Below are 24,936 nucleotides of genomic sequence, written 5' to 3' on the forward strand. Positions count from 1 at the left end.
ACTGGTGAGAATGATGAAGAGATTTTTGTGCTGCTTCCTGTTGATGTTCGCGACTGCTGCGCCTGCCGCGTTTGCGCTCGACGAGAAGACCCCGCCCGATGTGCTGGTGCGCTCGGTGACCAACGACGTACTGACCATCGTGCGCGAAGACAAGGCCATTCAGTCGGGCGATACCGCGCGTGCGCTTGGTCTGGTGGAAGAGCGGGTGCTGCCCCACTTCAACTTCCGCCGCATGACCATGCTGGCGGTCGGTCGTGACTGGCGCAACGCCACGCCGGCGCAGCAGGACCGTCTGACCGAAGCATTCAAGACCCTGCTGGTGCGGACCTACTCCAATGCGCTGACCCAGTATCGCGAGCAGGTCATCGATTTCAAGCCCACCCGCATGGGTGCGACCGACACGACGGTCCAGGTGCGCACCGAGGTACGTCAGCCGGGGGCGCAGCCCATCGGCATCGACTACATGCTGGAAAAGACCGGCACAGGCTGGAAGGTATTCGACGTGGTGGTGGCCGGCGTGAGCCTGGTAACCAACTATCGGGGCAGCTTTGGCTCCGAGGTTCGCAGTAACGGCATCGATGGTCTGATTCGTTCACTTGAGGCGAAGAACAGTTCGCTCGTGAGCGCTCAGGCGGGCAGTTGATGGCTGAAGCATCCGTTGTCCGCATGGACGGTGCGCTGACCATGCGGACGGTTGCCGGACTGATCGGTCGCACTCTTCCCGAGGGCGACTGTGTCGTCGACCTCGCGGGCGTCACCGAAGCGGACTCCGCTGCCTTGGCCTTGCTGCTGGAGTGGCTGCGCCGATTGAAGGCGCGTGGCAACACACTCAGTGTCACCGGCATGCCTGACGGGCTCAAAAGTCTGATCGAACTCTATGGTCTGGACGAAGTCCTGCCGCTTGCCGGCTGAGCATGACGACGACTGTTCCCGCAATCCGGATTTCGTCCGTGACCAAGCAGTACGGGCGCCTGCAGGCGCTGGGCGGCGTCGACCTTGAGATCCGGCAGGGCGAGTTCTTTGGCCTGCTGGGGCCAAACGGCGCCGGCAAGACAACACTGATTTCTGCGCTGGCCGGCCTGGTGCGTGCGGATAGCGGCAAGCTTGAAGTGATGGGCCACGATGTCGTGAGCGACTATCGCAAGGCCAGGCGCAATCTCGGGGTGGTGCCGCAGGAACTGGTCTTCGATCCCTTCTTCACCGTGCGCGAGTTGTTGCGCATCCAGTCCGGCTATTTCGGCATTCGCAACAACGACGACTGGATCGACGAGGTCCTCGCCAGCCTGGATCTGACGGCCAAGGCGGCTTCCAACATGCGGACCCTGTCCGGCGGCATGAAGCGCCGGGTGCTGGTGGCGCAGGCGCTGGTTCATCGCCCGCCGGTGATCGTGCTCGACGAACCGACCGCGGGCGTCGATGTTGAGTTGCGCCAGGGCTTGTGGCAGTTCGTGCGCAAGCTCAACCGGGACGGTCATACCATCGTGCTGACCACGCACTATCTCGAAGAGGCCGAGACCCTGTGTGGCCGCATCGCCATGCTCAAGGCGGGCAAGGTGGTCGCGCTCGATACGACGCAGAACCTGCTCAATCGCTTTGCAACGCACACCATGCGGGTGAAGGTCGCACATCCGGAGGTCGCGCTCGTGCTTGGCGGGCATGCGGTGGAGGGCGGCTGGATCGAGTTCCCCTTCGATGCCTTCGCCGATGTCGAACAACTGCTGGCCCGTCTGCGTGAAGGCAATGCAGGCGTGACCGAGATGCATCTCGGCGAGCCGGATCTGGAACGGGTTTTCATTGAGGTCATGCATCGTGTCTGAGCGCCCACAGCAGATAGTGTCTGGTGAGGACGCCCCGTGGATGGGGTTTCGCACCCTGCTGTACAAGGAAGTGTTGCGCTTCCGTAAGGTGGCCTTCCAGACCGTCATGGCGCCGGTGCTCAACGCCGTGCTCTTCCTGCTCATCTTCTCCCATGTGCTTGATCGTCACGTCACGGTATACGGCGATATCGCCTATACCGCCTTTCTCGTGCCCGGTCTGGTGATGATGTCGCTGTTGCAGAACGCCTTCGCGAACAGCTCGTCCTCGCTGATACAGAGCAAGATCACCGGCAACATCATCTTCGTGCTGCTGCCGCCCTTGTCGTATCGCGAGTTCTATGCGGCCTACGTGATCGCCTCGACCTTTCGTGGTCTGTTCGTCGGCGTCGGCGTGTTGCTGATCTCGATCCCCTTTGTCGAACTGCATATGGCCGCGCCCCTGTGGGTGATCGTGTTTGCCGTGCTGGGCGGGGGTATTCTCAGTTCGCTCGGCGTCATTGCCGGCATCTGGGCGGACAAGTTCGATCAGCTTGCCGCGTTTCAGAACTTCCTGATCATGCCGCTCACGATGCTGTCGGGCGTGTTCTATTCGATTCATTCCCTGCCGCAGCTGTGGCAGGACGTATCCCATGCCAACCCGTTCTTCTTCATGATCGACGGCTTCCGCTACGGCTTCTTCGGCCAGTCCGACGTGTCGCCCTGGCTCAGCCTCGGTGTGGTGAGCGGGTGTTTTGTTTTTGTCGCGGTACTGACCCTGGCGATGCTCGCACGGGGCTACAAGTTGCGCGCCTGAGAGGAGTCTGGAAATGTTCGAGGCAAGTGAAGTCAAGCGGTTGATCGAGCAGGGTCTCCCCTGCGAATTCGTCCTCATCGACGGTGATGATGGTGTGCATTTCAGCGGGATCGTGGTCAGCGCGAGTTTCGAGGGCCAGCTCAAGGTGCGCCAGCACCAGGCCGTTTACGCCACGCTGGGCAAGCTGATGGGCAACGAGATCCATGCCCTGCAGCTGCAAACCTATACCCCGGCCAAATGGGCCGAGGCGCGCGTCGAGTTGGGACTGTAAGCGAAGATCATGGACAAGCTGTTGATTGAAGGCGGTTTCCGCCTCTCGGGTGAAGTAGCCATCTCCGGTGCCAAGAACGCGGCGCTGCCGATCCTGTGTGCCGCATTGCTGACGGCGGAGCCTGTCACCTTTACCAATGTTCCGCAGCTCAAGGACATCGGCACCTTGCTCGACCTGCTCGGGCAGATGGGGGTGAAGGTCAGCATCGATGGCGGCACCGCGACGCTGGAGGCTGCCGGCCTGAACAATCCGGTCGCGCCCTATGAGATGGTGAAGACCATGCGCGCCTCCATCCTTGTGCTGGGGCCGCTGGTGGCGCGCTGCGGCGAGGCACGTGTCAGCCTGCCCGGCGGCTGTGCCATCGGCGCACGCCCGGTGGATCAGCATATCAAGGGGCTGCAGGCGATGGGCGCCGAGGTGACGGTTGAGCATGGTTACGTGCATGCCCGAGTGCCGCGCCTGAAGGGCGCACGACTGTTCACCGACATGGTGACGGTGACCGGCACCGAGAACCTGATGATGGCGGCCTGTCTGGCAGACGGCGAGACCGTGATCGAGAACGCGGCACGCGAACCGGAGATCGTCGATCTTGCCAACTGCCTGGTGGCGATGGGGGCCCGCATCTCCGGTGCAGGGACCGACGTCATTCGTATCCAGGGGGTTGAGCGCCTGCATGGCGCGACGCACCGGATCATGCCCGACCGCATCGAGACCGGCACCTATCTGTGCGCTGCAGCTGTGACCGGCGGTGATGTCCGGCTGACGGGAACGTCTGCGGCCTACCTCGATGCCGTCGTGGATAAGCTGATGGATGCGGGTTGCGAGGTCGAGACCGAGCGCGATGCGATTCGCCTCAAGGCACCTCAGCGTCTGCAGGCGGTCAACCTGCGGACCTCGCCCTATCCCGCATTTCCCACCGACATGCAGGCGCAGTTCATGGCGCTCAATTGCGTGGCGGACGGTGTTGCGATGATCCGCGAAACCATTTTCGAGAACCGCTTCATGCATGCGGTCGAGCTGCAGCGCCTCGGTGCAGACATCCGCATCGACGGCAATACGGCGGTGGTCAAGGGGGTCGAGCGTCTGCAGGGCGCTGCGGTCATGGCGACCGATCTGCGTGCGTCGGCCAGTCTGGTGATTGCCGGGCTGATAGCGGATGGTGAGACCACGATCGAGCGCATCTACCATCTCGACCGCGGCTACGAACGACTTGAGGAAAAGCTGGCGGCGCTCGGCGCGCGCGTGCGTCGTCTGAACTGAAGACGCCTGCACCGGCGCGGCCCGTCAGGGCGCGCCGGATGTTTCGCTTACGGCTGCGCCGTTGCTGCGGCCTGTTTTACGGCCAGTACCTTCAGCCGGATCGGCTTCCCGTCGGGTGTTGTCCAGTCGATGCTCTGGCCGGTCGCGAGGCCGATCAACGCGCTGCCCGCAGGCGAAAAGATGGACACGTGGCTGGTTTCGGCGCTGGCGTCGCGCGGGTAGGTGAGCGTGAGCTCGTATTCACGGCCGGTGTTTTCTTCCAGGAAGCGTGCGCGGCTGTTCATCATGATGACGTCGTCCGGCATGTCTTCCGTCTCGCGCACATCGGCGCGATCGAGTTCGGCCCGCAGCGGATCGAGATCGCTTCTGCTGCGTGCGGCGGGGGCGGACAGCAGGCCTTCGAGCCTGTCCATGTCCTGCGTTGAGAGAATGATCTCGGGTTTCATGATGATCGTTTCCTGATGACAAAAAGGAAAATGGTCGAGCAGACAAAGAAAATGGCCGAGCCGCTGTCGCGGTTCAGCCATTCGGTGTGAGGCTAACAGAAGCCTTGGCGGGTTACAATACGGGCCCGATTCAGCAAGGTCAGAACCGTGTCCAGCATCACCCTCGCCCTGTCCAAGGGCCGTATCTTCGAGGAAACCCTGCCGCTGCTGGCAGCAGCCGGCATCGTCCCGACCGACAATCCCGAAAGCTCGCGCAAGCTCATCATCGGCACAAATCGTCCGGATGTGCGTCTGGTCATCGTGCGTGCGACCGATACACCGACCTATGTCCAGTACGGCGCGGCCGATCTTGGCATCGCGGGCAAGGACGTGCTGATCGAGCATGGCGGAGCAGGGCTCTATCAGCCGCTCGATCTCAACATCGCACGCTGCCGCCTGTGTGTAGCGGTGCAGAAAGGCTTCGACTACGAGGCGGCAATCCGTCCTGGCGGTCGTATCCGCGTCGCCACCAAGTACATCAATGCCGCCAAGGCGCATTTCGCCGGCAAGGGAATGCATGTTGACCTGATCAAGCTCTACGGCTCGATGGAACTGGCGCCGCTGGTCGGTCTGGCCGATGCCATCGTCGACCTGGTCTCCACCGGTGGCACGCTGCGCGCCAACAATCTCGAGGAAGTCGAAGACATCATGCCGATCAGTTCGCGCCTGATCGTCAACCAGGCTTCGCTCAAGCTCAAGCGCGAACTTATCCAGCCGATGCTCGACGCCTTCGCAGGCGCGGTCAAACCCTGAGGCCTACCATGAGCCAGACACCCATTCGCCGTCTCGACGCGCGCGAGCCGGAATTTCTCTCGGTACTTGATGCGCTGCTCGCGTTCGAGGCATCCGCGGACGACCGCATCGATGCCGCCGTCACCGAAATTCTGCGCGCGGTGCGCGCGACCGGTGATGCGGCAGTCATCGAGTACACGAAACGATTCGATCGCCTCGATGTGGCCTCGATGGCGGCGCTTGAACTGCCGAAGTCCGCGCTGCATGCGGCGCTCGATGGCCTGGCTGTCGAGCAGCGCGAGGCGCTGCGTGTGGCCGCCGACCGCGTGCGTGTCTACCACGAGCGCCAGAAGGCCGATTCCTGGGAGTACACCGAGGCCGATGGAACCCGCCTCGGGCAGAAGGTGACGCCCCTCGATCGCGTTGGCCTGTATGTGCCAGGCGGACGGGCCTCGTATCCCAGTTCGGTGCTGATGAATGCGATTCCGGCCAAGGTGGCCGGTGTTGGCGAGCTGATCATGGTCGTGCCGACGCCGGGCGGCGAGCAGAATCCGCTGGTGCTGGCAGCCGCAGCGATTACCGGCGTGGACCGGGTGTTCACGATTGGCGGTGCGCAGGCGGTTGCTGCGCTGGCGTATGGCACGCAGACCATTCCCCAGGTGGACAAGATTGTCGGGCCGGGCAATGCCTTTGTTGCCGAGGCCAAGCGGCGGGTGTTCGGTACGGTGGGCATCGACATGGTGGCCGGGCCGTCAGAGGTGCTGATCATCTCTGATGGCAGTGGCCATGCTGACTGGGTGGCCATGGACCTCTTCGCCCAGGCCGAGCACGACGAGCTCGCCCAGTCCATCCTGTTGTGCACCGACGCAGACTTCATCGACGCAGTGCACGATGCGATCGATCGTCTGTTGCCGACGATGCCGCGACAGGAGACCATCGCAAAATCGCTGGCCAATCGCGGTGCGCTGATTCATGTCGAGAGTCTCGAGCAGGCGTGTGCCATCGCCAACCGCATCGCACCGGAACACCTTGAGCTGTCGATGGACAACGCCGAGCAGTGGGTTGATCACATCCGCCATGCGGGTGCGATCTTCGTCGGTCACTGGGCGGTCGAGGCGCTTGGCGATTACTGTGCCGGCCCCAACCACGTGTTGCCGACCATGCGCAGCGCGCGCTTTTCGTCACCGCTGGGGGTGTATGACTTCCAGAAGCGGACCAGCATCGTGCACATCTCTGAGGCGGGAGCCCAGCATCTGGGCAAGGTTGCGTCGATTCTCGCGCATGGTGAGGGGCTGCAGGCTCACGCACGCTCGGCGGAGATGCGGCTGAAGGTTTGATTTTCCGGCTTTCGCCTGACATACCCCGAGGCCCCGGCGCGCTTGAGAAGCGCGCCGGGGCCTCGGGGTATGTCAGGCGGCGAGAATCTCTCCCAGCGCGCTGACCAGCATTTCACACTGTGCGTCGGTGCCGACCGTGATACGCAGGAACTGATCGATGCGCGGGGCCTTGAAATGGCGCACGATGATGGCGCGCTGGCGCAAGGCCGCGGCCAGTTCGGCGCCGTCGCGCTGCGGATGGCGGGCGAAAATGAAGTTGGCGGCTGACGGCAGTACCTCGAAGCCGAGTGCCTGCATCCTGACGACCAGCGCCTCGCGCGTGGCAATCACCTTGCGGCAGCTCTCAAGGAAGTAGGCGTCGTCTTCAACCGAGGCCTCGGCCCCGGCAAGCGCTAGGCGGTCGAGCGGGTAGGAGTTGAAGCTGTTCTTGACCCGCTCAAGTCCGGCAATCAGGTCCGCATGTCCGATCGCGAAGCCGACCCGCAGGCCTGCCAGCGAGCGGCTCTTGGAGAAGGTCTGGCACACCAGCAGGTTGGGGTAGCGGTCTACCAGCGCAATTGCACTTTCACCGCCGAAATCCACATAAGCCTCGTCGATCAGCACGACAGCGTCCGGGTTTCCTGCAACGACGCGCTCGATTGCCTTGAGCGGCAGCGCGCTGCCGGTCGGCGCGTTGGGGTTCGGGAAAATGATCGCACCTGCCCGGCGCTCACCGTCGGGAAGATAGTCTGCCGGATCGATCTGCAGGCTTTCAGTCAGCGGAACGATCCGCGACTCGACGCCGTACAGCCCGCAATAGACCGGGTAGAAACTGTAGGAAATGTCGGGCATCCACAGCGGCAGCTCATGCTTGAGCAGACCCTGGAACGCATGTGCAAGCACTTCGTCCGAGCCGTTGCCGACGAAGACCTGCTCGGGGCGAACGCCGTAGCGTGCCGCGAGTGCGGCTTTCAGCGGGTCGGCATTGGGGTCGGGGTAGAGCCGGAGGGTGTCTGACGTCGCCTCGCGAATCGCCTCCAGCACCCTCGGTGAGGGACCATATGGATGCTCGTTCGTATTGAGCTTGACCAGGTTTTCAATCTTGGGCTGCTCGCCCGGTACATAGGGGGTCAGGCCGTGCGTCACGGCGCTCCAGAAACGGCTCATGCGTGGGTTTTCCGCGGGGCAGGAGGGGTCGGGTGGAATTCGTCGAGCGATGGTATCATGGCTCTCCATGCCTCCACCTGCAGTAGCTTAATGTCCATGCGGCAAGCCGACGTCACTCGCGATACCCTCGAAACCAAGATTTCCGTGCGCATCGATCTCGATGGTACGGGCAAGGGCACACTCGAAACCGGGGTTCCCTTTCTCGATCACATGCTCGACCAGATTGTCCGCCACGGGCTGATCGATCTGGACGTGCGTTGTCAGGGCGATACCCACATCGACGACCACCATACGGTGGAAGACGTCGGTATCACGATCGGCCAGGCCTTTGCCAAGGCGCTTGGCGACAAGAAAGGCGTGCGTCGCTACGGACATGCCTACGTGCCGCTTGACGAAGCAATGTCACGGGTCGTCGTTGATTTCTCTGGTCGCCCCGGCCTGCACTATTTCGTGACCTACACCCGGGCGCGGATCGGCAATTTCGACGTCGATCTCGTTCGCGAGTTCTTCCAGGGCTTCGTCAATCACGCAGGTCTGACGCTGCATATCGACAATCTGCGTGGTGACAATGCACATCACCAGTGCGAAACCATTTTCAAGGCTTTCGCCCGCGCTTTGCGGATGGCTGCCGAGCGCGATGAACGCGCTGCAGGTACCATCCCCTCAACCAAGGGCGCGCTCTGATTTTCTGACGCATTCCTTTTCCATCCCTTTACGCGAGCATTGAAACGATGACCACCGTGGCCATCATTGATTACGGCATGGGCAATCTGCGCTCCGTTGCCAAGGCTGTTGAGCATGTGGCGCCGGGCCACCGCATTCACGTGACCTGCGATCCTGCAGTCGTGGCTGCGGCCGACCGCGTCGTTTTCCCCGGCCAAGGGGCGATGCCGGACTGCATGCGCGAGCTTGATCTGCGCGGCCTGCGTCCGGCGGTGCTCGCAGCCGCTGCGACCAAGCCCTTTCTCGGGATCTGCATTGGGCAGCAGATGCTGTTCGAACACAGCGAAGAGGGCGACGTGCCTGGGCTTGGCGTGTTCGAGGGCGAGGTCGTGCGTTTTCGCGATGCGGACATGCTCGGGGCGGATGGCGCCCGGCTGAAGGTGCCGCACATGGGCTGGAACGAAGTCTGGCAAGTCGGGGAGCATGCCCTGTGGGAGGGCATTCCCGACGGTGAGCGCTTCTATTTCGTCCATAGTTACTATGTGTCACCGTCGGATCCCGCCGTGTCTGCTGCGGAAACCCTGTACGGACGGCGCTTTACCAGTGCGGTGGCTCGGGCTAATATCTTTGCGGTTCAGTTTCATCCCGAGAAAAGCGCTCAGGCCGGTTTGCGCCTGCTGTCGAATTTCATTCGCTGGGCGCCCTGACCTGCGACCCGTCACCCATCAATTCACTGTCTCTATTCCGGTATGCTGCTCATTCCCGCCATCGATCTCAAGGACGGTCATTGTGTTCGCCTTAAACAAGGCGAAATGGACGATGCCACCGTATTCTCTGAAGACCCCGCTGCCATGGCGCGGCACTGGATCGAACAGGGCGCACGTCGCCTGCACCTTGTCGACCTGAACGGTGCCTTTGCCGGCAAACCCAAAAATGGCGGCGCCATTCGCGCCATCACCAATGAGGTGGGTGACGACATTCCGGTGCAACTCGGGGGCGGAATCCGCGATCTCGATACCATCGAGCAGTATCTCGACAATGGCATCAGCTACGTCATCATCGGTACCGCTGCGGTCAAGAATCCCGGCTTTCTGCACGACGCCTGCAGTGCCTTCCCAGGCCACATCATCGTCGGTCTCGACGCCAAGGACGGCAAGGTGGCGGTTGATGGCTGGTCCAAGCTGACCGGGCACGACGTGATCGACCTGGCAAAGAAGTTCGAAGATTACGGTGTCGAGTCGGTGATCTACACCGACATCGGGCGTGACGGCATGCTGTCGGGCGTGAATATCGAGGCGACCGTGCGCCTGGCGCAAGCGCTGCGGATTCCCGTGATTGCCAGCGGTGGTGTGGCTGCGCTGTCGGACATCGATGCGCTGTGTGCCGTCGAGGAGGAAGGCGTGATGGGCGCGATTACCGGTCGTGCCATCTACGAAGGTACGCTCGACTTTGCCGCCGGGCAGGCCCGTGCGGACGAACTCAACGGCCAGGCCGACTGAATGCTCGCAAAACGCATCATTCCCTGTCTCGACGTCAGTGCCGGCCGCGTGGTCAAGGGCGTCAATTTCGTCGAACTGCGTGACGCGGGGGATCCGGTCGAGATCGCCAAGCGTTACGACGAGCAGGGTGCGGACGAGATCACGTTTCTCGACATCACGGCGAGCTCGGATGCCCGCGATATCATCCTGCACGTGGTCGAACAGGTCGCGGATCAGGTCTTCATCCCGCTGACGGTTGGTGGCGGCGTGCGTACGGTCGAGGATGTGCGGCGCCTGCTCAATGCGGGGGCCGACAAGGTCAGTATCAATACCGCCGCGGTGAACAATCCTCAGGTGGTGCATGACGCCAGCAGCAAGGTTGGCAGTCAGTGCATCGTCGTTGCCATCGATGCCAAGCAGACGGCACCGGGAAAGTGGCAGGTGTTCACGCATGGTGGCCGCAACAACACCGGGCTTGACGCAATCGAGTGGGCGCAACGTGTCGAGGCGCTTGGCGCCGGCGAGATTCTGCTGACCAGCATGGATCGCGACGGCACCAAGGCGGGCTTCGACCTCGGCCTGACCCGGGCGGTATCCGACGCGGTGCGCATTCCGGTGATTGCGAGCGGTGGTGTCGGAACGCTCGAGCATCTGTCAGAGGGCGTGTCCACCGGTCGAGCCGACGCGGTACTGGCTGCCAGCATCTTTCATTTTGGCCAGCACACGGTGCGCGAAGCCAAGGAGTTGATGCGTTCACATGGGATCGAGGTACGGCTGTGAGCAATAACAACCGCTGGCTCAACGACGTGAAGTGGGACGAGAACGGGCTGGTGCCGGTCATCGCTCAGGAAGCGTCCAGTGGCGATGTGCTCATGTTTGCGTGGATGAACCGTGACGCGCTGCAGCGCACAGCCGAGACCGGAGAGGCAGTCTATTGGTCACGTTCGCGGCGCAAGCTGTGGCACAAGGGCGAGGAGTCGGGCCATGTGCAGAAGGTGGTCGAAATTCGCATCGATTGTGACAACGACGTCGTGCTGCTGAAGATCGAACAGGTGAGCGGCATTGCCTGCCACACTGGTCGCCACAGTTGCTTCTTCCAGAAGTTTTTCGCCGATGGCCGCTGGGAGGCCGTCGAACCGGTTCTCAAAGACCCGAAGGATATCTACCAATGATCGACATCGAAGTGCTCCATCGCGTGGCGGCCACACTGGCCGAGCGCAAGAAGGCTGATCCCGATTCGTCCTACGTGTCCAGTCTGTATGCCAAGGGTACCGACGCCATCTGCAAGAAGGTGGCCGAGGAGGCGGCTGAGACCATCATGGCCGCCAAGGACAAGGACATGCTCCACGTGGTGTGGGAAGTGACTGACCTCTGGTTCCACTCGCTGGTGCTGCTGACACACTTCGGTCTGTCGGTGGATGATGTTCTTGCCGAGTTCCGGCGTCGGGAGGGGGTGTCTGGCATCGACGAGAAGAAGTCTCGTACTGCCTGAGCCGCGCCTCATGACTGACTGTCTGTTTTGCAGGATTGTGCGTGGGGAGATCCCCGCGCGCAAAGTATTTGAAGACGATCTGGTGCTGGCGTTTCATGACATTCAACCCGCCGCGCCAGTTCATATCCTCTTGATTCCAAAGCTTCATATTGCATCAATGGCCGATCTTGAGCTCGGTCACGAGGCCGTGATGGGGCGCCTGATGGTGGTCGCATCGCGCATCGCTCGGGAACAAGGCTGCACGGACGGGTTCAGAACCATTGTGAACACCGGGCGGGTGGGCTTGCAGGAGGTGTATCATCTTCACGTTCATATTGTGGGCGGGCCGCAGCCGCTACCGCCCATGTTGAAGCACTAAGGAGAGCGGTATGGGTTCATTCAGTATCTGGCACTGGCTGATCGTTCTGGTCATCGTCATGCTCGTTTTTGGCACCAAGAAACTGCGTAACGTCGGTCAGGATCTGGGCGGTGCGGTAAAAGGTTTCAAGGAAGGCATGAAGGAGGCGGACGCTTCGGCTGACGCGTCTGACAAGCAGAAGATCGCCACCGGTCAGACGATCGAGGGCGAGGCGCGCGAGAAGGTCGAGAAGTCCTCCTCCTGAAACGCATTTAACCCGCGACGCAGGGGCGCACGAGCGCCCCTTCTTTTCGCGTTGGGCCAGGAAAAATGTTCGATTTCGGTTTTTCGGAACTCGTTGTCATCGGCGTTGTGATGCTGATCGTGGTGGGGCCCGAGCGTTTGCCCAAAGTGGCAAGAACTGCAGGCCACCTGCTTGGCAGGCTGCAGCGCTACGTCTCCGACGTGAAGTCGGACATCCAGCGTGAAATGCAGCTCGAAGAGCTGAAGAAGCTGCAGGAGCAGGTCAAGGAGCAGGCGCACGAAATGGAAACTTCGGTGCGTGAGCAGGTCAGCAGTCTCGAATCCGGGCTGGGCAAGACGGTGGATGAGGTGAAGGCCGCGCTGCCGGGAGCAGAGCCGGCCAGCGATGGTGCTGCGACGACAGGCGCGCAGCAGCAGGCGGCGCCAGGTGAGCAGGCCGCCGTGGCAGATGGCTCGGCAGAGTCGACTTCGCAACTCGAGCTGGGGCTCGATCCCGCGGTTCGTCAGCCCTTACCGGTGGACAAGGCATGAGCGAAATGCAGGAAACTTTCATTGCGCATCTGGTCGAGTTGCGCGACCGGTTGCTGCGGGCGATGGTTGCGCTGGTCATCGTGTTCATTTGCCTGATGCCTTGGGCGGGCGAGATCTACGACGTACTGGCCAAGCCGATGATGGATACGCTGCCCGAAGGTACGCACATGATTGCGACCGGGGTGGTGACGCCGTTCTTCGTGCCGGTCAAGGTCACGATGATGGTGGCTTTCGTGCTGGCGCTGCCCGTGGTGCTTTACCAGGCCTGGGCTTTCGTGGCGCCAGGGCTGTATGCACATGAGCGCAAGCTCGCGATCCCGCTGGTTGCCGGCAGCACGCTGCTGTTTCTGATCGGGATGGCGTTCTGCTACTTCTTCGTATTTGGAACGGTGTTCCGCTTCATTGCCGAGTTTGCGCCAAAGAGCATCGTCCCGGCGCCAGACATCGAACAGTATCTTTCCTTCGTCATGTCGATGTTCATTGCCTTCGGCTTGACCTTCGAGGTGCCGGTCGCGGTGATCCTGCTGGTCAAGGCGGGCGTGGTGACAGTTGCCAAACTGCGGGAAGTTCGGCCTTACGTGGTTGTCGGGGCTTTCGTCATTGCGGCAATCATTACGCCGCCCGACGTGATTTCGCAGTTCATGCTTGCCGTCCCGATGTGTCTGCTCTACGAGTTGGGCATCATGCTCGCGAACATGATCTCCAAGCCCGCGGCCGAACCCGATTACGTTGCGCCAACGGCGGTCGAAATGGACCGTGAGCTCGACCGCATCGAGGACGCCGAGCGCGAGGGCAAGTAAGACACGCTGACCGTCTAGCGTGCAGCCTGCGGGATGGGGCGGCGCGCGACGGCGACAGTCAGATCTACATCCTTGCCCGAGCGGCGCACCCGGAACGAAGCAGTCTTGCCCGGTGGCAGGGCCGCAACGAGTTCAAGCATGGCTTTCGGGTCCTGAACGGTCTTCCCATCTACGGCGACGAGAACGTCGCCCGGACGCACACCGCCCTGTTCTGCAGGGCTGCCTCTGAGCACGCCGGCGATCAGGGCGCCTTCCGTGCCCTGCAGTCCGAACGAACTCGCAAGCTCGGGAGTGATCTCCCGAATCTCCACGCCCACCCAGCCGCGGGTAACCTCGCCGGTGGCAACGATCTGTTCAAGGACGTTGCGCGCGATCGAGATGGGGATTGCGAAGCCGATGCCCAGCGATCCGCCAGACCGGGAGTAGATGGCAGTGTTGATGCCCACCAGGTTGCCCGTGCTGTCGACCAGCGCACCACCCGAGTTGCCGGGATTGATGGCAGCGTCGGTCTGAATGTAGTTTTCGAAGGTGTTGATGCCAAGGTGGCTGCGGCCAAGTGCCGAGATGATGCCCATGGTGACGGTCTGGCCGACACCGAAAGGATTGCCGATGGCAAGCACGACATCGCCAACGTGAAGCATGTCGCCGCGGGCGAGGGTGATTGCGGGCAGGGGGGCGTCGGCCGTGATGCGAAGAACGGCGAGGTCGGTTTCGGGGTCTCTGCCGATCACGCTTGCGGAGTACTGGCGCCCGTCATTGAGGGCCACTTCGATCTCGTCTGCGGCGTCGATGACGTGGTTGTTCGTCAGGATGAAACCGTCCGGGCTGACGATGACGCCGGAGCCCAGCCCGGAGCTTTGCTGCCTTCCTTCGTCGGGACGGTCGCCGAAGAAGTGGCGGAACACCGGGTCGTTCAGCAAGGGGTGGCGCGATGCGCGCGCAGCCTTGGTCGTGTAGATGTGAACGACGGCAGGCATCGAGCGCTGTGCGGCCTCGGCATACGAGCCCGCAGCAGCACGCGCACCGGGTTCGCTCGCCGGTGCTTCGAGAATGGCCACCACTGCATCCGGAGCTGTGTTGCGCAGCCACTCCGGCTTGAGGGTGTTGAGGACGAACAGAACCGCGACGCTTGCAGTCACGGCCTGCGCAAAGATCAGCCACAGGCGGCGCATAATGTTGCTCGATTTCGAGGCGATTTCCGGCCGGAAGGGTCGCCCTGTTGAACGTGAAAATGAGTGGATACGGCATGCAGCTCAGCGCTTTGCAAAACCATCTGGATGAATTGCTCGAGGTCGCGCGGCTGCGCGATTATTGCCCAAACGGGCTGCAAGTGGAAGGACGCGAGGAGGTGAACCGTGTGCTGTGCGGCGTCACGGCGAGCCAGGCGCTGCTCGATGCGGCGGTCGCGGGCGACTATGATGCCGTGCTGGTTCATCATGGCTACTTCTGGCGTGGCGAGGATGGGCGTATCACCGGCATGCGCAAGCGACGCCTGTCCACGCTGCTGAAGAACGACATCAGTCTGCTTGCTTACCACCTGCCGCTCGATGTGCATCCGCAACTGGGTAACAACGCTCAACTGGCTGCAATCATGGGCTGGGTGGGCGAGGGGCGCTTTGCGGAACAGGACCTGGGCTGGATCGGCAGGCCGGAAACCGAGGGTATGTCAGCGTCCGACGTGGCGGCTGCGATTTCCGTCAGGCTAGGGCGTGAGCCCTTGCTGGTGGGTGACGGTGAGCGCAAGGTGAAACGGATTGCGTGGTGTACCGGTGGTGCGCAGGGCTACTTCGAACAGGCTGTTCAGGCTGGCGCCGACCTCTATGTGTCGGGGGAAATCTCGGAGCCGACCACGCATGTTGCCCGCGAATCCGGTGTGCCTTATATCGCCGCCGGCCATCACGCGACGGAGCGCTACGGTCCGATGTCGATGGCCATCTACCTGTCTGACAGCCTGGGATTGCAGGCAACGTTTCTCGATCTGCCCAATCCGGTCTGAGTCCGGTCAGCTGTTCTCGGGCGGGCGCTCGGTCTGCGGCCCGTTGTCCTCGAGCTCGTCGTGGGTGGGGCGGTAGGGGCCGAGTTGCTGCTCGAGGATGGCGCTGAGGCACAGAATGTCGTCGATGACGTTCAGGGGGAAGCCCTGTCGGGTGCCGTCGCGGTTGTCGCGCAGCAGTCTTCTCAGATACGCCTGACACTCGCGCGTGCCCCAGAGTTGCTGCAGCGAATTGACCAGGTGCGGCATCTTTTCGAGCGTGTCCGGAGCGCGGCGGGCTTCGTCGAAATTGTCCCAGGTGACAGTCTTGACGTTGAAGGTCTTGTTCAGCTGGCGGGCAAGGCCGTCGAACTCGGCCCGCAGGTCGGCCGCGCGATAGACTTCAAGCAGCTTCAGCCATGGTGTGACGGCCTGTTTCGGGTTGCTGCGGATGAAGTCAGCCAGTGTTTCGGCAGCGCCGTGAACGCGGCCAAAGCTCATCATGATCTCTGCCAGCTCGATCGCAGAGTCGTGCTCTTCGACTTCCTCTTCTTCCGCAAGCGGAGCCAGTTCGGTGGAGCCGAATCCGGAAGGCTCATGGTCCCACTCCAGTGGCAGTACGCCGGCCGGTGCGGGAATCTGTGTCAGCGGTGCATCGAACTCATCTGTCGTGCTGGTGGAGGCCGGTGCTTCTGCATCTGCTGTCGGTCGTGGCGGGGTCTGCGGTGTCGGCGCCGGTGCGATGCGGGGTTCTGCCGCAGGCGCCTCCTCTGTCTTGCGACGTGAGCGCAGGAACAGGAGTGCCGCAATGCCGAGGCCGCCGAGTGCGAGTGCCGCGTTTCGCATCCAGTCGTCGGAAGCCGGCGCGGGTTCCTGAGGCGCCGGTTCAATGCGCGGGGGCGCCGGAGGGGGCGCCACGACAGGTGGTGGTGCAACGCCAATGCGGCCGGCCTGCTCCATCAGTCGGGTCTGGATCTGCTCGAGCTCCTTGATGCGGGCCAGAAGCTCCATCTGGGTGACGATGCTGCGGTCGATCGCCGAGGCGATTTCCTGCTCCCTGCGTTCGAGGCCGGACATCTCCCCGCTGCGATTTCCGAGGGCTGCGGTGGGGGCTGGCGCAGACCGGTTGTCTGCTTCCTCGGGCGCAACGATGAGGCGGTCGCCGCTTACCGGGCCAGGTGCAGGTTCGCTGCGGGCCTCGGTCGAGACCGGGCGGTCGGCGCGGGGCGTTGCGCTGGCAGCGCGCTGCGGAGGCGGCGGGCTGTTGCGCGAGATGGCTGCAAGGCTCGGCACGACAAATTGCGTGCCGGGCACCAATTGCCGGCTGCGCGAGGCCAGGTCAGGAAAGAGCGCGGGGTTGGCTTTCGCCGCATCGCGCACGAAACGGCGTTGTGCGGCGCTGTTTCTGGGGTAGAGCGTCTGTGCAATTCCGGTCAGTGATTCACCCGGGGCGCTGATCCATTCGCTGCCCCCGGAGGGAGGCTGAGCCGTTGCTGCCGCCCTGCCCGATGTACGGGGCTGCGTGGCGGCTGCGCTTGCGTGCGGCGCTGCAACCGGAGTGCCGGCAAACGGGAAGAGCAGCGTGTAGGTGCGCCGCAGCCGTATCTCGCAGACGTTCTCGATTGTCAGCTGTGCAACGGGCTCGTCCATGGTGTCCGGCGAAGAGAGCACGATCCGGGCTGCGCGACCGCTGCCCACGGCGCTGATCCGGGCGCGCCTGATCGAGGGCAGGCCATTGCCTGCTTCCTGCGCGGACACGATTCTGAGGCAGGCGCCGGCATCGCCCGGGCGGCCGTCGCGGAGCCCGATTTCGACCCGCAGGGGCGCACCAATTGCTGACAGCGAAACGACGTCGCCCAGTACCGCCGATTGAGCGATGGGAGATGCTGCCAGGGTAAGGCTGGCGATAAGGGTCGCGATCGGAGTCCGTCTTATTGTCATTTTCCGCTTGCCCGGCGGTTGCGTAAAATCATGTCGCTGTTTTTATCAGACAATCGAGCGGTATTCCAGCGAAGTTGTCCGATTGTGCGGAATTAATTCGCTGGTCGCGCTGTTTTGGCTGAAACGGCGGAGGGGTGGGCGTCACGGATGCCTTGGCCTTTGGGTTAAACTGCAGGATCCATACGATGCCGTACGTAATCATGCCGCTCCCAACGCCTGCCGTCGCGCGTCAGCGCGCACACACCAGACGTATCGAAGTCGAAGGCTTTCTCCGCGAAGACGGAATGCTCGAACTCGATGCCAGTCTGACCGACATCAAGGATCTCGATTACCCGATTGCTTCCGGGGTTCGGCCTGCGGGCATCCCCGTGCATCTGATGCGGGTCCGGGTGACCTTCGACGAGGGCTTCAATATCATCGCCGCCGCGGCGTGCTCGGATGGCGTGCCTTATCCCGGCTATTGCGACACCATTGGTCCGGTATATGAAAGGCTGGTCGGGCTCAATCTTGTGCGGGGCTTCAGACGAACCGTGGGGGAGATGTTTCCCGACGTCAGTGGCTGTACGCATATCACCGAGTTGCTGCTGTCCCTGCCGACGGCTGCAATTCAGACCTTTGCGACCTTCCGGCGCGACAACGAAGAGACGAAAGAGAAGCCCTTCCAGCTCGATCGCTGCCACGCGCTTGAAACGTCGTCTGCGGCAGTGCAGCGCTATTATCCCAAGTGGTACCGTCGCGGAGACCCCGCTGCATAGCGGGCAGGCATACGCGCGCCTGTGCGTTGCGGAAAAACGGTTATAATTTGGCGTTCTTGCGGTTACCACGCATTGCAGCGGGCGAGCCAATAGACAGGTCAGGCGCAGTCGGTCTGGCTTAGAGCGGTGGGCGTCGGTCGAGGGAGACGGCGTTCGTCGCGGAGCGAAGCTCCGAAGCGTCCCATCAACCTGCTCGCGGCGACCCATACGCCACGACTTCGATCGAAGGGCAATCATGAAGATTCATGAGTATCAGGCAAAAGAAGTTCTAAGAAAGTTCGGCGTTGTGACGCCGCGCGGTATTCATTGCACCAGCGTCGACGACGCGGTCAAGGCAGCGGAAACGCTCGGTGGCAAGGTCTGGGTGGTGAAGGCCCAGATTCACGCCGGCGGCCGCGGCAAGGGCGGTGGCGTGAAGCTCGCCAAGTCGCTCGATGAGGTGCGTCAATATGCGACCGATATCCTCGGCATGCAGTTGATCACTCATCAGACCGGGCCGGAAGGTCAGAAGGTGCGCAACCTCCTGATCGAGGAAGGCGCTGACATTCAGCACGAATACTATGTCGCTGCACTGACCGATCGTGCTTCCCAGCGCGTTGCCATGATGGCTTCGTCTGAAGGCGGCATGGACATCGAGGAAGTCGCTCACAGCACGCCCGAGAAGATTCTCAAGGTATTCGTTGATCCCGCAGTCGGTCTGACCGACGCGCAAGCCACCGAGCTTGCCAAGGGTATCGGCATGCCGGAAGGCTCGATCGCCAATGCGGTCGATGCGCTGAAGAAGCTCTACACCTGCTACATGGAAACCGATGCGTCGCTGGCGGAGATCAACCCGCTGATCCATGAGAGCAACGGTACCGTGAAGGCGCTCGACGCCAAGTTCAACTTCGACTCCAACGCGCTCTATCGTCATCCGGAAATCGTGGCCTACCGCGACCTCGACGAAGAAGATGCTGACGAAATCGAAGCCTCCAAGTTCGATCTGGCCTACATCAGCCTCGATGGCAACATCGGCTGCCTGGTGAACGGCGCCGGTCTGGCGATGGCCACCATGGACACGATCAAGCTGTTCGGCGCAGAGCCGGCCAACTTCCTCGACGTCGGTGGCGGTGCCACGGCCGAGAAGGTGACCGAAGCGTTCAAGATCATGCTCAAGAACCCCAAGGTCAAGGGCATCCTGGTCAACATCTTCGGCGGCATCATGAAGTGCGACACCATTGCCACCGGCGTGGTGACTGCAGCCAAGGAAGTGAATCTCTCCGTCCCGCTCGTGGTGCGCATGAAGGGCACCAACGAAGACCTCGGCAAGAAGATCCTCGCCGAGTCGGGTCTGCCGATCATCACCGCCGACACGATGGCGGATGCTGCCACCAAGATCGTGGCCGCGGTCAAGTAAGGAGAGTCTGAATGTCCATCCTGATCAACAAAGACACCAAGGTCATCACCCAGGGCATCACCGGGAAGACGGGCCAGTTCCACACCGAGAAGTGCCAGGAATACGCCAACGGCAAGAACTGCTTCGTTGCCGGCGTAAACCCGAAGAAAGCGGGCGAGTCCATTTTCGACATCCCCATTTTCGGTTCGGTGAAGGACGCTGCTGCTGAAACCGGCGCTACCGTGTCGGTGATCTACGTGCCGCCCGCAGGTGCTGCTGCCGCGATCTGGGAAGCTGTTGAAGCCGACCTCGATCTGGCAATCTGCATCACCGAAGGCATCCCCGTTCGCGACATGCTGGAAGTGCGCAACAAGATGAAGGCCAAGGTTGCTGCCGGCGGCAAGGAAACCCTGCTGCTGGGCCCCAACTGCCCGGGTCTGATTACGCCTGACGAAATCAAGATCGGCATCATGCCGGGTCACATCCACCGCAAGGGTCGTATCGGCGTGGTATCCCGCTCCGGTACGCTGACCTATGAAGCTGTTGCCCAGCTGACCGAGATCGGTCTGGGTCAGTCTTCCGCTGTCGGTATCGGTGGTGATCCGATCAACGGTCTGAAGCACATCGACGTGATGCGCATGTTCAACGACGATCCTGATACCGATGCGGTCATCATGATCGGCGAGATCGGCGGTCCGGACGAAGCTGAAGCTGCCGAATGGTGCAAGGCCAACATGAAGAAGCCGATCGTTGGCTTCATCGCTGGCGTCACGGCGCCGGCAGGCAAGCGCATGGGTCACGCCGGTGCGCTGATCTCCGGCGGCGCCGACACGGCCGATGCCAAGCTCGCGATCATGGAAGAGTGTGGCTTCAAGGTCACGCGCGACCCGTCCGAGATGGCCAAGCTGCTCAAGGCAATGCTCTGATCGTCTGCAGACGATGACTGAAAAAGGCGCCGGCGAGTCCGGCGCTTTTTTTTGGTGCGCCCGGCAGGGCGCACTTACTAGGAGGTGTAAGTCCTCTACTCACCCGGCAAGGGGAAGAGTTAGCTGAACGGCAAGGGTGTCGCGGGCAACTGCGAATCTGGAGGAAGCCGAAGGCAAAGCGCTGGCCTGACGAACAGGAAGCGGATACGAGGCGCTGCAGTGGGGTGAGGCGGCCAATATCGTCAAAGCCCGAAACTTGCACGGAACGCTGTGGCGTAGATCCGACAGGCATAAGCGTGAAGGTATGTGCGTCATACCCGGGGAGATCCTCACGGGTGCCATGGTGCTACTGACGTCGTGAGGCGTCGGGATGCGCGTGAGGAAGTCAGCCGAGGCCATAGTAGCCGCCGGTTTGGGGCGAAGGGCCGAACATGGAAGAACGCGAGTAGGCGAACGTTTCTCGATGAAACTGACGAAGACAGAAGCCCATCGGGCAGATGGGGCGCGGGCAGAGGAGTCTGGACGGTATCTGGAGGGTGCTGGGCTGCGTGTCGAGGTTGAATCGGCGGGTGTTGAGCGGACGAAAGCGGAGTGGGCGTGTGAAAGCGGGCTGATGGAAGTCGTGTGTGAGCGCGGCAACCTGTGGCTTGCGTATGAGCGGGTGGTCAGGAACAAGGGTGCGGCCGGTGTCGATGGCATCGGGGTGTCCGAATTCAAGGCTCACTTGCAGCAACACTGGCCGACGATCAAGGCCAAGCTGCTGGCGGGGATGTACGTTCCGCAAGCAGTGCGCCGAGTGGATATTCCGAAACCGCAAGGTGGGATGAGGATGCTGGGCATTCCGACGCTGACGGATCGCTTGATCCAGCAAGCGTTGCATCAGGTGCTCTCACCGATCTTCGAGGCGGAGTTCTCCGAGTCGAGCTACGGCTTCCGACCGGGGAGGTCTGCCCATCAGGCGGTCAAGGCGGCACAGCAATACGTCGCCCAAGGCAGACGAGTCGTGGTGGATATGGATCTGGAGAAGTTCTTTGACCGGGTCAATCACGACATCCTGATGGCAAAGTTGGCGAAGAAGATCGAGGATGGGCGGGTACTGAAGCTGATTCGACGGTATCTGGAGGCAGGGATGATGGCAGAGGGGGTGGTCAGCCCGAGGACGCAGGGTACGCCGCAAGGCGGCCCATTGAGTCCGCTGCTGTCGAACATTGTGCTGACGGAATTGGACCGGGAGCTGGCGCGTCGGGGCCACGCGTTCTGCCGTTACGCAGACGACTGCAACATTTACGTCCGAAGCCATGCGGCAGGCGAGCGTGTTCTGGCGGGTATCAGCCAGTTTCTATCCGAGCGGCTCAAGCTCACGGTCAATGAGGCCAAGAGCGCGGTCGCACGACCGTGGGAGAGGAAGTTTCTGGGCTATAGCCTGACATGGCACAAGACCCCGAAGCTGCGGATTGCGCCAGTCAGCCTGAAACGGCTGGAGGACAAGATTCGCGATGTGCTCAAAGGCGCGAGGGGTCGCAGCGTGCGCGCCACGATCGAAGAATTGAATCCGGTGCTACGGGGTTGGGCAGCGTATTTCAAGCTGACCGAGACCAAGCGGGTGCTGGAAGAGATCGACGGTTGGCTCCGGCGTAAGCTGCGCTGCATCCTGTGGCGGCAGTGGAAGCGGCCCTATACGCGTGCCAAGAGCCTGGTGAGGGCAGGACTGAAGGAGGAGCGGGCGTTTCGCTCAGCGTTCAATCAGCGCGGGCCGTGGTGGAACAGTGGCGCCAGCCACATGAATGCGGCCTTCCCGAAGTCCTTCTTTGATCGTTTGGGGCTGGTGTCGCTGCTCGACACGACGCGACGACTCCAGTGTTTTTCATGAACCGCCGTATGCGGAACCGCATGTACGGTGGTGTGAGAGGGCGACGGGGGCGACCCCGTCCCCTACTCGATCGCTGCCGGCCGGGTGACTGGACAGTCTAGAATGGCGGTATGAATTGCCGTTCATGGGGTGCCCCCAACGATCTGAAGGAGTCCAGCGACGATGTCTGAGCCCGAAGTGCGGCTTTCCCCCGTGACAGCGAACACATCCGGTTTCGAGTATGCGGGCTTGTCGCATGTCGGGCATGTTCGGCGCAGGAATGAGGATGCCATCTGTATTGACGCCAACAATGGCTGGCTCCTGCTGGCGGATGGCATGGGGGGGTATCAGGGCGGCGATGTGGCTTCGGCGCTTTCGGTTCGTACCGTCCTTGAGTATCTGCAGCGCAGTGCGGATGGCGCCCATCTTGAGGCGAACGCCCTGGCCGACGTGTTGTGCGAGGGGCTGAACGCAGCCAACGAGGCGATTCGTCAGGCGGGTGCGGCCAACGCAGATCTGAGCGGGATGGGGGCAACGATGGTGGCGGCATGCGTGGCCGGGGACGCGCTGGTGTGTGCGCACGTGGGGGACTCCCGCCTGTATCGCCTTCGACATGGCGAGCTCGAACAGCTGACGAGCGATCACACGGTTCTGCAGGCGCAGGTCGATGCGGGCCTGATTGCTCGGCACGAGGCCATGCAGATGCCGAATCGGGGCTTGCTGACGCGAGGCCTTGGCGTGGCGCCGACGGTGGTCGTCGACGTTGGCATGCATGCGCTTGCGGACAAGGACCGCATTCTGCTGTGTTCGGACGGCTTGACCGACATGCTCGATGCGCGTGAAATTGCGCGTCTGCTCGGTGCGACAGGTTCAGTTGATGAGGTGGCTCAGGGGCTGGTTGACGCCGCGCTTGCCCATGGCGGGCGCGACAATGTGTCCGTCATCATTGCGCGCTTTGCCGGCTGACGGCATGATTGTGAGGATTCTGCGCGCTGGGCGCGCCAACCGATAGATGGGTGCAGGCAATGCCGAAGTTGATTCTTAGCATGGATGGGCTGGTGCTCAAGGAAATCGTGCTCGACAAGGAGCGAACCTCCATCGGGCGCAAGCAAAACAATGACATTCAGATTGATAACCTTGCGATCAGTGGGCACCATGCGGTGATCACCTGCATCCTCGACGATGCCTTCCTCGAGGACCAGAACAGTACCAACGGCACCTACGTGAATGGGCAGCCGATCAAGAAGCATGTTCTGCAGAACAACGACGTGGTTGAGCTCGGAAAATATCGTCTCAAGTTTCTGACCGACACCTCGCAGCCCGGCCTCTCTGCCTCCGAGATGGTCGACACGGCTGCACTGAAGCCATTCGACATGACGTCTGCTGCGTCCGCAGCGGAGTCGGTTCCGGTTACGCCGGGCGCGCGTGACGGCAGTGCGATCCGGACCCAGGTGCTGCCAGCCGACGCACTGGAGCATGGCGCACCTGCGGAGCCTCCGCTCGATCGCCTCGGGGTCATTCAGGTCCTGAGTGGTGCGAACGCCGGCCGTGAGCTTGAGCTAAGCAAGTCGCTGACCACGCTTGGCAAGCCGGGGCGTCAGGTTGCGGTCATCACCCGGCGGCCGCATGGATATTTCATCACTCATGTAGAAGGTGCGAGCTTTCCGACGGTCAACGGCCGCACGCTGGATGCCCAGGCCCACCGACTTGGCGATCACGACATCATCGAGATTGCTGGCGTGAAGATGGAGTTTTTTCTCAAGACCTGAGGGCTGCGGGCATGCCGTGATTTTTGCCATATGCCCCCCGGTTGTCGCCTGCTAAGGTTTGGCATGATCCAGGGGGTGGCGAGGCCAATCGGTGCAATGCTCGTGAGTCCGGGTAAGAACTTTTGATGAAACTTCAGGTGCTTGGCTGCAGTGGCGGAATTGGCGGCGAGACTGCGCGGACGACCGCCTTTCTCGTCGACGACGATGTCCTGGTCGATTGCGGGACCGGTGTGGGCGATCTTGAGCTCGATGCGCTGCGCAAGATCGATCATATTTTCATCACGCATTCGCATCTCGATCACATTGCGTCGATTCCCCTGCTGGTGGATTCGGTGGGTGAGGAGCGCGGTTATCCGATCACGGTCTATGCCACCCCGGAAACCTTGCGTATCCTGCGTTCGCATATCTTCAACTGGCTGATCTGGCCAGACTTCACCTCGATTCCCGACCGCCATCGACCGTTCCTGCGCTTTCAGCCGCTCAAGGTGGGCGAGTCGGTGCGTCTGGGAACGCGCACCATCACCGCGCTGCCTGCGCATCACACGGTGCCCGCGGTCGCATATGCCCTGGACAGCGGCGACGCGCAGCTGCTCTATTCGGGCGACACGGCGTATTGTCCGGAGCTGATCGAGGCGATCAACGCACTCCCGGCGCTGCGGCACATGATCATCGAGACCGCGTTTTCCGACGAGCAGCGCGGTCTGGCGATGGCCTCAAGACATCTGTGTCCGAGCATGCTCGTCGCCATGCTCGAGGAGCTTTCGGTTTCACCCGAGGTCTTCATCAGTCATCTGAAGCCCGGCCAGGGGGCGCGCATCATGGCGCAGATCGAGGCCGGGCGGGGGCGCCTGCAACCTAAGCCACTCGTTCAGGGTCAGATACTCGAGTTCTGAACACAGATTCTCCGGCAGGCCGGTAGAATGGGGACGCACCAACTCACATA

30 protein-coding genes are annotated in these 24,936 nt (G+C 62.0%); 26 read left to right on the top strand and 4 right to left on the bottom strand.

Translation table 11 applies throughout. From position 1 onward, the window contains the following. Positions 1-13: 13 nt before the first annotated feature. Genes AC22G6_RS04860 through murA form a run of 6 tightly spaced genes read left to right on the top strand, consistent with a single transcriptional unit; the run spans position 14 to position 4,141 of the window. Positions 14-643 (top strand): MlaC/ttg2D family ABC transporter substrate-binding protein, encoded by a 630-nt coding sequence (locus tag AC22G6_RS04860; protein WP_487365848.1) that lies wholly within the window; start codon positions 14-16, stop codon positions 641-643. Then, positions 643-912: an STAS domain-containing protein gene (locus tag AC22G6_RS04865; protein ID WP_487365849.1), complete on the top strand. Its 270-nt coding sequence runs from the start codon at positions 643-645 to the stop codon at positions 910-912. Before AC22G6_RS04860 ends, AC22G6_RS04865 begins: the two co-directional genes overlap by 1 nt. Before the next feature lie 2 nt (positions 913-914). Further along, complete coding sequence (locus AC22G6_RS04870; protein ID WP_487365850.1) at positions 915-1,817, top strand: ABC transporter ATP-binding protein; 903 nt, start codon at positions 915-917, stop codon at positions 1,815-1,817. Positions 1,818-1,857: 40 nt separating this feature from the next. Beyond that, positions 1,858-2,610 carry an ABC transporter permease gene (locus AC22G6_RS04875; protein WP_108949357.1) on the top strand — a complete coding sequence of 251 codons (753 nt, stop codon included), beginning with the start codon at positions 1,858-1,860 and terminating at the stop codon, positions 2,608-2,610. A 13-nt stretch (positions 2,611-2,623) separates the two neighbouring features. After that, a complete protein-coding gene (locus AC22G6_RS04880) occupies positions 2,624-2,881 on the top strand; it encodes a BolA family protein (protein ID WP_108949356.1) in 258 nt (85 codons plus the stop codon). Between the two features lie 9 nt (positions 2,882-2,890). Next, the gene (gene murA / locus AC22G6_RS04885) at positions 2,891-4,141 is read left to right on the top strand and encodes a UDP-N-acetylglucosamine 1-carboxyvinyltransferase (RefSeq protein WP_108971229.1); all 1,251 of its coding nucleotides are present in this window, start codon (positions 2,891-2,893) and stop codon (positions 4,139-4,141) included. Between the two features lie 47 nt (positions 4,142-4,188). Here murA and rnk read toward each other — a convergent pair whose 3' ends face one another. Further along, complete coding sequence (gene rnk / locus AC22G6_RS04890) at positions 4,189-4,587, bottom strand: nucleoside diphosphate kinase regulator (protein WP_487365851.1); 399 nt, start codon at positions 4,585-4,587, stop codon at positions 4,189-4,191. A 147-nt stretch (positions 4,588-4,734) separates the two neighbouring features. On the opposite strand from rnk, the gene hisG reads away from it, so the two are divergent. Both hisG and hisD read left to right on the top strand, forming a co-directional pair. Further along, complete coding sequence (gene hisG, locus AC22G6_RS04895) at positions 4,735-5,379, top strand: ATP phosphoribosyltransferase (protein ID WP_108949354.1); 645 nt, start codon at positions 4,735-4,737, stop codon at positions 5,377-5,379. 8 nt (positions 5,380-5,387) lie between these two features. Then, positions 5,388-6,695: a histidinol dehydrogenase gene (gene hisD, locus AC22G6_RS04900; protein WP_487365852.1), complete on the top strand. Its 1,308-nt coding sequence runs from the start codon at positions 5,388-5,390 to the stop codon at positions 6,693-6,695. A 72-nt stretch (positions 6,696-6,767) separates the two neighbouring features. Here hisD and hisC read toward each other — a convergent pair whose 3' ends face one another. Further along, complete coding sequence (hisC, locus tag AC22G6_RS04905) at positions 6,768-7,841, bottom strand: histidinol-phosphate transaminase (protein WP_487365853.1); 1,074 nt, start codon at positions 7,839-7,841, stop codon at positions 6,768-6,770. Positions 7,842-7,937: 96 nt separating this feature from the next. Here hisC and hisB point away from each other — a divergent pair, with 96 nt between their 5' ends. The 10 genes from hisB to tatC all read left to right on the top strand — a co-directional run bounded on the left by hisB (position 7,938) and on the right by tatC (position 13,406). After that, a complete protein-coding gene (gene hisB, locus AC22G6_RS04910; RefSeq protein WP_108976864.1) occupies positions 7,938-8,525 on the top strand; it encodes an imidazoleglycerol-phosphate dehydratase HisB in 588 nt (195 codons plus the stop codon). A gap of 47 nt (positions 8,526-8,572) precedes the next feature. Next, positions 8,573-9,211 carry an imidazole glycerol phosphate synthase subunit HisH gene (hisH, locus tag AC22G6_RS04915; protein WP_487365854.1) on the top strand — a complete coding sequence of 213 codons (639 nt, stop codon included), beginning with the start codon at positions 8,573-8,575 and terminating at the stop codon, positions 9,209-9,211. Positions 9,212-9,253: 42 nt separating this feature from the next. Continuing rightward, on the top strand, positions 9,254-10,003 hold the full coding sequence (gene hisA / locus AC22G6_RS04920; RefSeq protein WP_108949350.1) for a 1-(5-phosphoribosyl)-5-[(5-phosphoribosylamino)methylideneamino]imidazole-4-carboxamide isomerase: 750 nt from the start codon (positions 9,254-9,256) through the stop codon (positions 10,001-10,003). Then, positions 10,004-10,762 (top strand): imidazole glycerol phosphate synthase subunit HisF, encoded by a 759-nt coding sequence (hisF, locus tag AC22G6_RS04925; protein WP_108949349.1) that lies wholly within the window; start codon positions 10,004-10,006, stop codon positions 10,760-10,762. Then, positions 10,759-11,154, top strand: coding sequence for a phosphoribosyl-AMP cyclohydrolase (gene hisI, locus AC22G6_RS04930; RefSeq protein ID WP_487365855.1), 396 nt, complete (start codon positions 10,759-10,761; stop codon positions 11,152-11,154). The genes hisF and hisI overlap by 4 nt, the downstream gene beginning before the upstream one ends. After that, complete coding sequence (locus tag AC22G6_RS04935) at positions 11,151-11,474, top strand: phosphoribosyl-ATP diphosphatase (protein WP_108971224.1); 324 nt, start codon at positions 11,151-11,153, stop codon at positions 11,472-11,474. The genes hisI and AC22G6_RS04935 overlap by 4 nt, the downstream gene beginning before the upstream one ends. 10 nt (positions 11,475-11,484) lie before the next feature. Further along, positions 11,485-11,832, top strand: a complete 348-nt coding sequence (locus AC22G6_RS04940) for a histidine triad nucleotide-binding protein (protein ID WP_487365856.1) — start codon at positions 11,485-11,487, stop codon at positions 11,830-11,832. Positions 11,833-11,842: 10 nt separating this feature from the next. Beyond that, positions 11,843-12,076 carry a Sec-independent protein translocase subunit TatA gene (tatA, locus tag AC22G6_RS04945; protein WP_108949345.1) on the top strand — a complete coding sequence of 78 codons (234 nt, stop codon included), beginning with the start codon at positions 11,843-11,845 and terminating at the stop codon, positions 12,074-12,076. A 65-nt stretch (positions 12,077-12,141) separates the two neighbouring features. Beyond that, positions 12,142-12,606 carry a Sec-independent protein translocase protein TatB gene (tatB, locus tag AC22G6_RS04950; protein ID WP_487365857.1) on the top strand — a complete coding sequence of 155 codons (465 nt, stop codon included), beginning with the start codon at positions 12,142-12,144 and terminating at the stop codon, positions 12,604-12,606. Further along, on the top strand, positions 12,603-13,406 hold the full coding sequence (gene tatC / locus AC22G6_RS04955; RefSeq protein ID WP_487365858.1) for a twin-arginine translocase subunit TatC: 804 nt from the start codon (positions 12,603-12,605) through the stop codon (positions 13,404-13,406). Before tatB ends, tatC begins: the two co-directional genes overlap by 4 nt. A 14-nt stretch (positions 13,407-13,420) precedes the next feature. Here the strand turns inward: tatC and AC22G6_RS04960 are convergent, their stop codons facing one another. Continuing rightward, complete coding sequence (locus AC22G6_RS04960; protein ID WP_487365859.1) at positions 13,421-14,578, bottom strand: Do family serine endopeptidase; 1,158 nt, start codon at positions 14,576-14,578, stop codon at positions 13,421-13,423. Positions 14,579-14,652: 74 nt separating this feature from the next. Here AC22G6_RS04960 and AC22G6_RS04965 point away from each other — a divergent pair, with 74 nt between their 5' ends. After that, positions 14,653-15,402, top strand: coding sequence for a Nif3-like dinuclear metal center hexameric protein (locus AC22G6_RS04965; RefSeq protein ID WP_487365860.1), 750 nt, complete (start codon positions 14,653-14,655; stop codon positions 15,400-15,402). A gap of 6 nt (positions 15,403-15,408) precedes the next feature. Here the strand turns inward: AC22G6_RS04965 and AC22G6_RS04970 are convergent, their stop codons facing one another. Then, complete coding sequence (locus AC22G6_RS04970; protein WP_487365861.1) at positions 15,409-17,319, bottom strand: type IV pilus assembly protein FimV; 1,911 nt, start codon at positions 17,317-17,319, stop codon at positions 15,409-15,411. Positions 17,320-17,519: 200 nt separating this feature from the next. Between AC22G6_RS04970 and AC22G6_RS04975 the strand changes: the two genes are divergently transcribed. From AC22G6_RS04975 to AC22G6_RS05005, 7 genes are all read left to right on the top strand, one after another. Continuing rightward, entirely contained in the window at positions 17,520-18,074 is a 555-nt protein-coding gene (locus AC22G6_RS04975) for a DUF2889 domain-containing protein (protein ID WP_487365930.1), read from the top strand. 235 nt (positions 18,075-18,309) lie between these two features. After that, the gene (gene sucC / locus AC22G6_RS04980; protein WP_108949339.1) at positions 18,310-19,470 is read left to right on the top strand and encodes an ADP-forming succinate--CoA ligase subunit beta; all 1,161 of its coding nucleotides are present in this window, start codon (positions 18,310-18,312) and stop codon (positions 19,468-19,470) included. Positions 19,471-19,481: 11 nt separating this feature from the next. Next, positions 19,482-20,375, top strand: a complete 894-nt coding sequence (sucD, locus tag AC22G6_RS04985; protein WP_108949338.1) for a succinate--CoA ligase subunit alpha — start codon at positions 19,482-19,484, stop codon at positions 20,373-20,375. 370 nt (positions 20,376-20,745) lie between these two features. Next, positions 20,746-22,245, top strand: coding sequence for a group II intron reverse transcriptase/maturase (gene ltrA, locus AC22G6_RS04990; protein WP_487365803.1), 1,500 nt, complete (start codon positions 20,746-20,748; stop codon positions 22,243-22,245). A gap of 162 nt (positions 22,246-22,407) precedes the next feature. Continuing rightward, the gene (locus AC22G6_RS04995; protein WP_487365862.1) at positions 22,408-23,190 is read left to right on the top strand and encodes a Stp1/IreP family PP2C-type Ser/Thr phosphatase; all 783 of its coding nucleotides are present in this window, start codon (positions 22,408-22,410) and stop codon (positions 23,188-23,190) included. A gap of 59 nt (positions 23,191-23,249) precedes the next feature. Then, the gene (locus AC22G6_RS05000) at positions 23,250-23,993 is read left to right on the top strand and encodes an FHA domain-containing protein (protein ID WP_487365863.1); all 744 of its coding nucleotides are present in this window, start codon (positions 23,250-23,252) and stop codon (positions 23,991-23,993) included. Positions 23,994-24,118: 125 nt separating this feature from the next. Continuing rightward, complete coding sequence (locus AC22G6_RS05005; protein WP_487365864.1) at positions 24,119-24,886, top strand: MBL fold metallo-hydrolase; 768 nt, start codon at positions 24,119-24,121, stop codon at positions 24,884-24,886. Positions 24,887-24,936: the final 50 nt, after the last annotated feature.

The organism is Parazoarcus sp. PS-13 R2A (assembly GCF_057621855.1).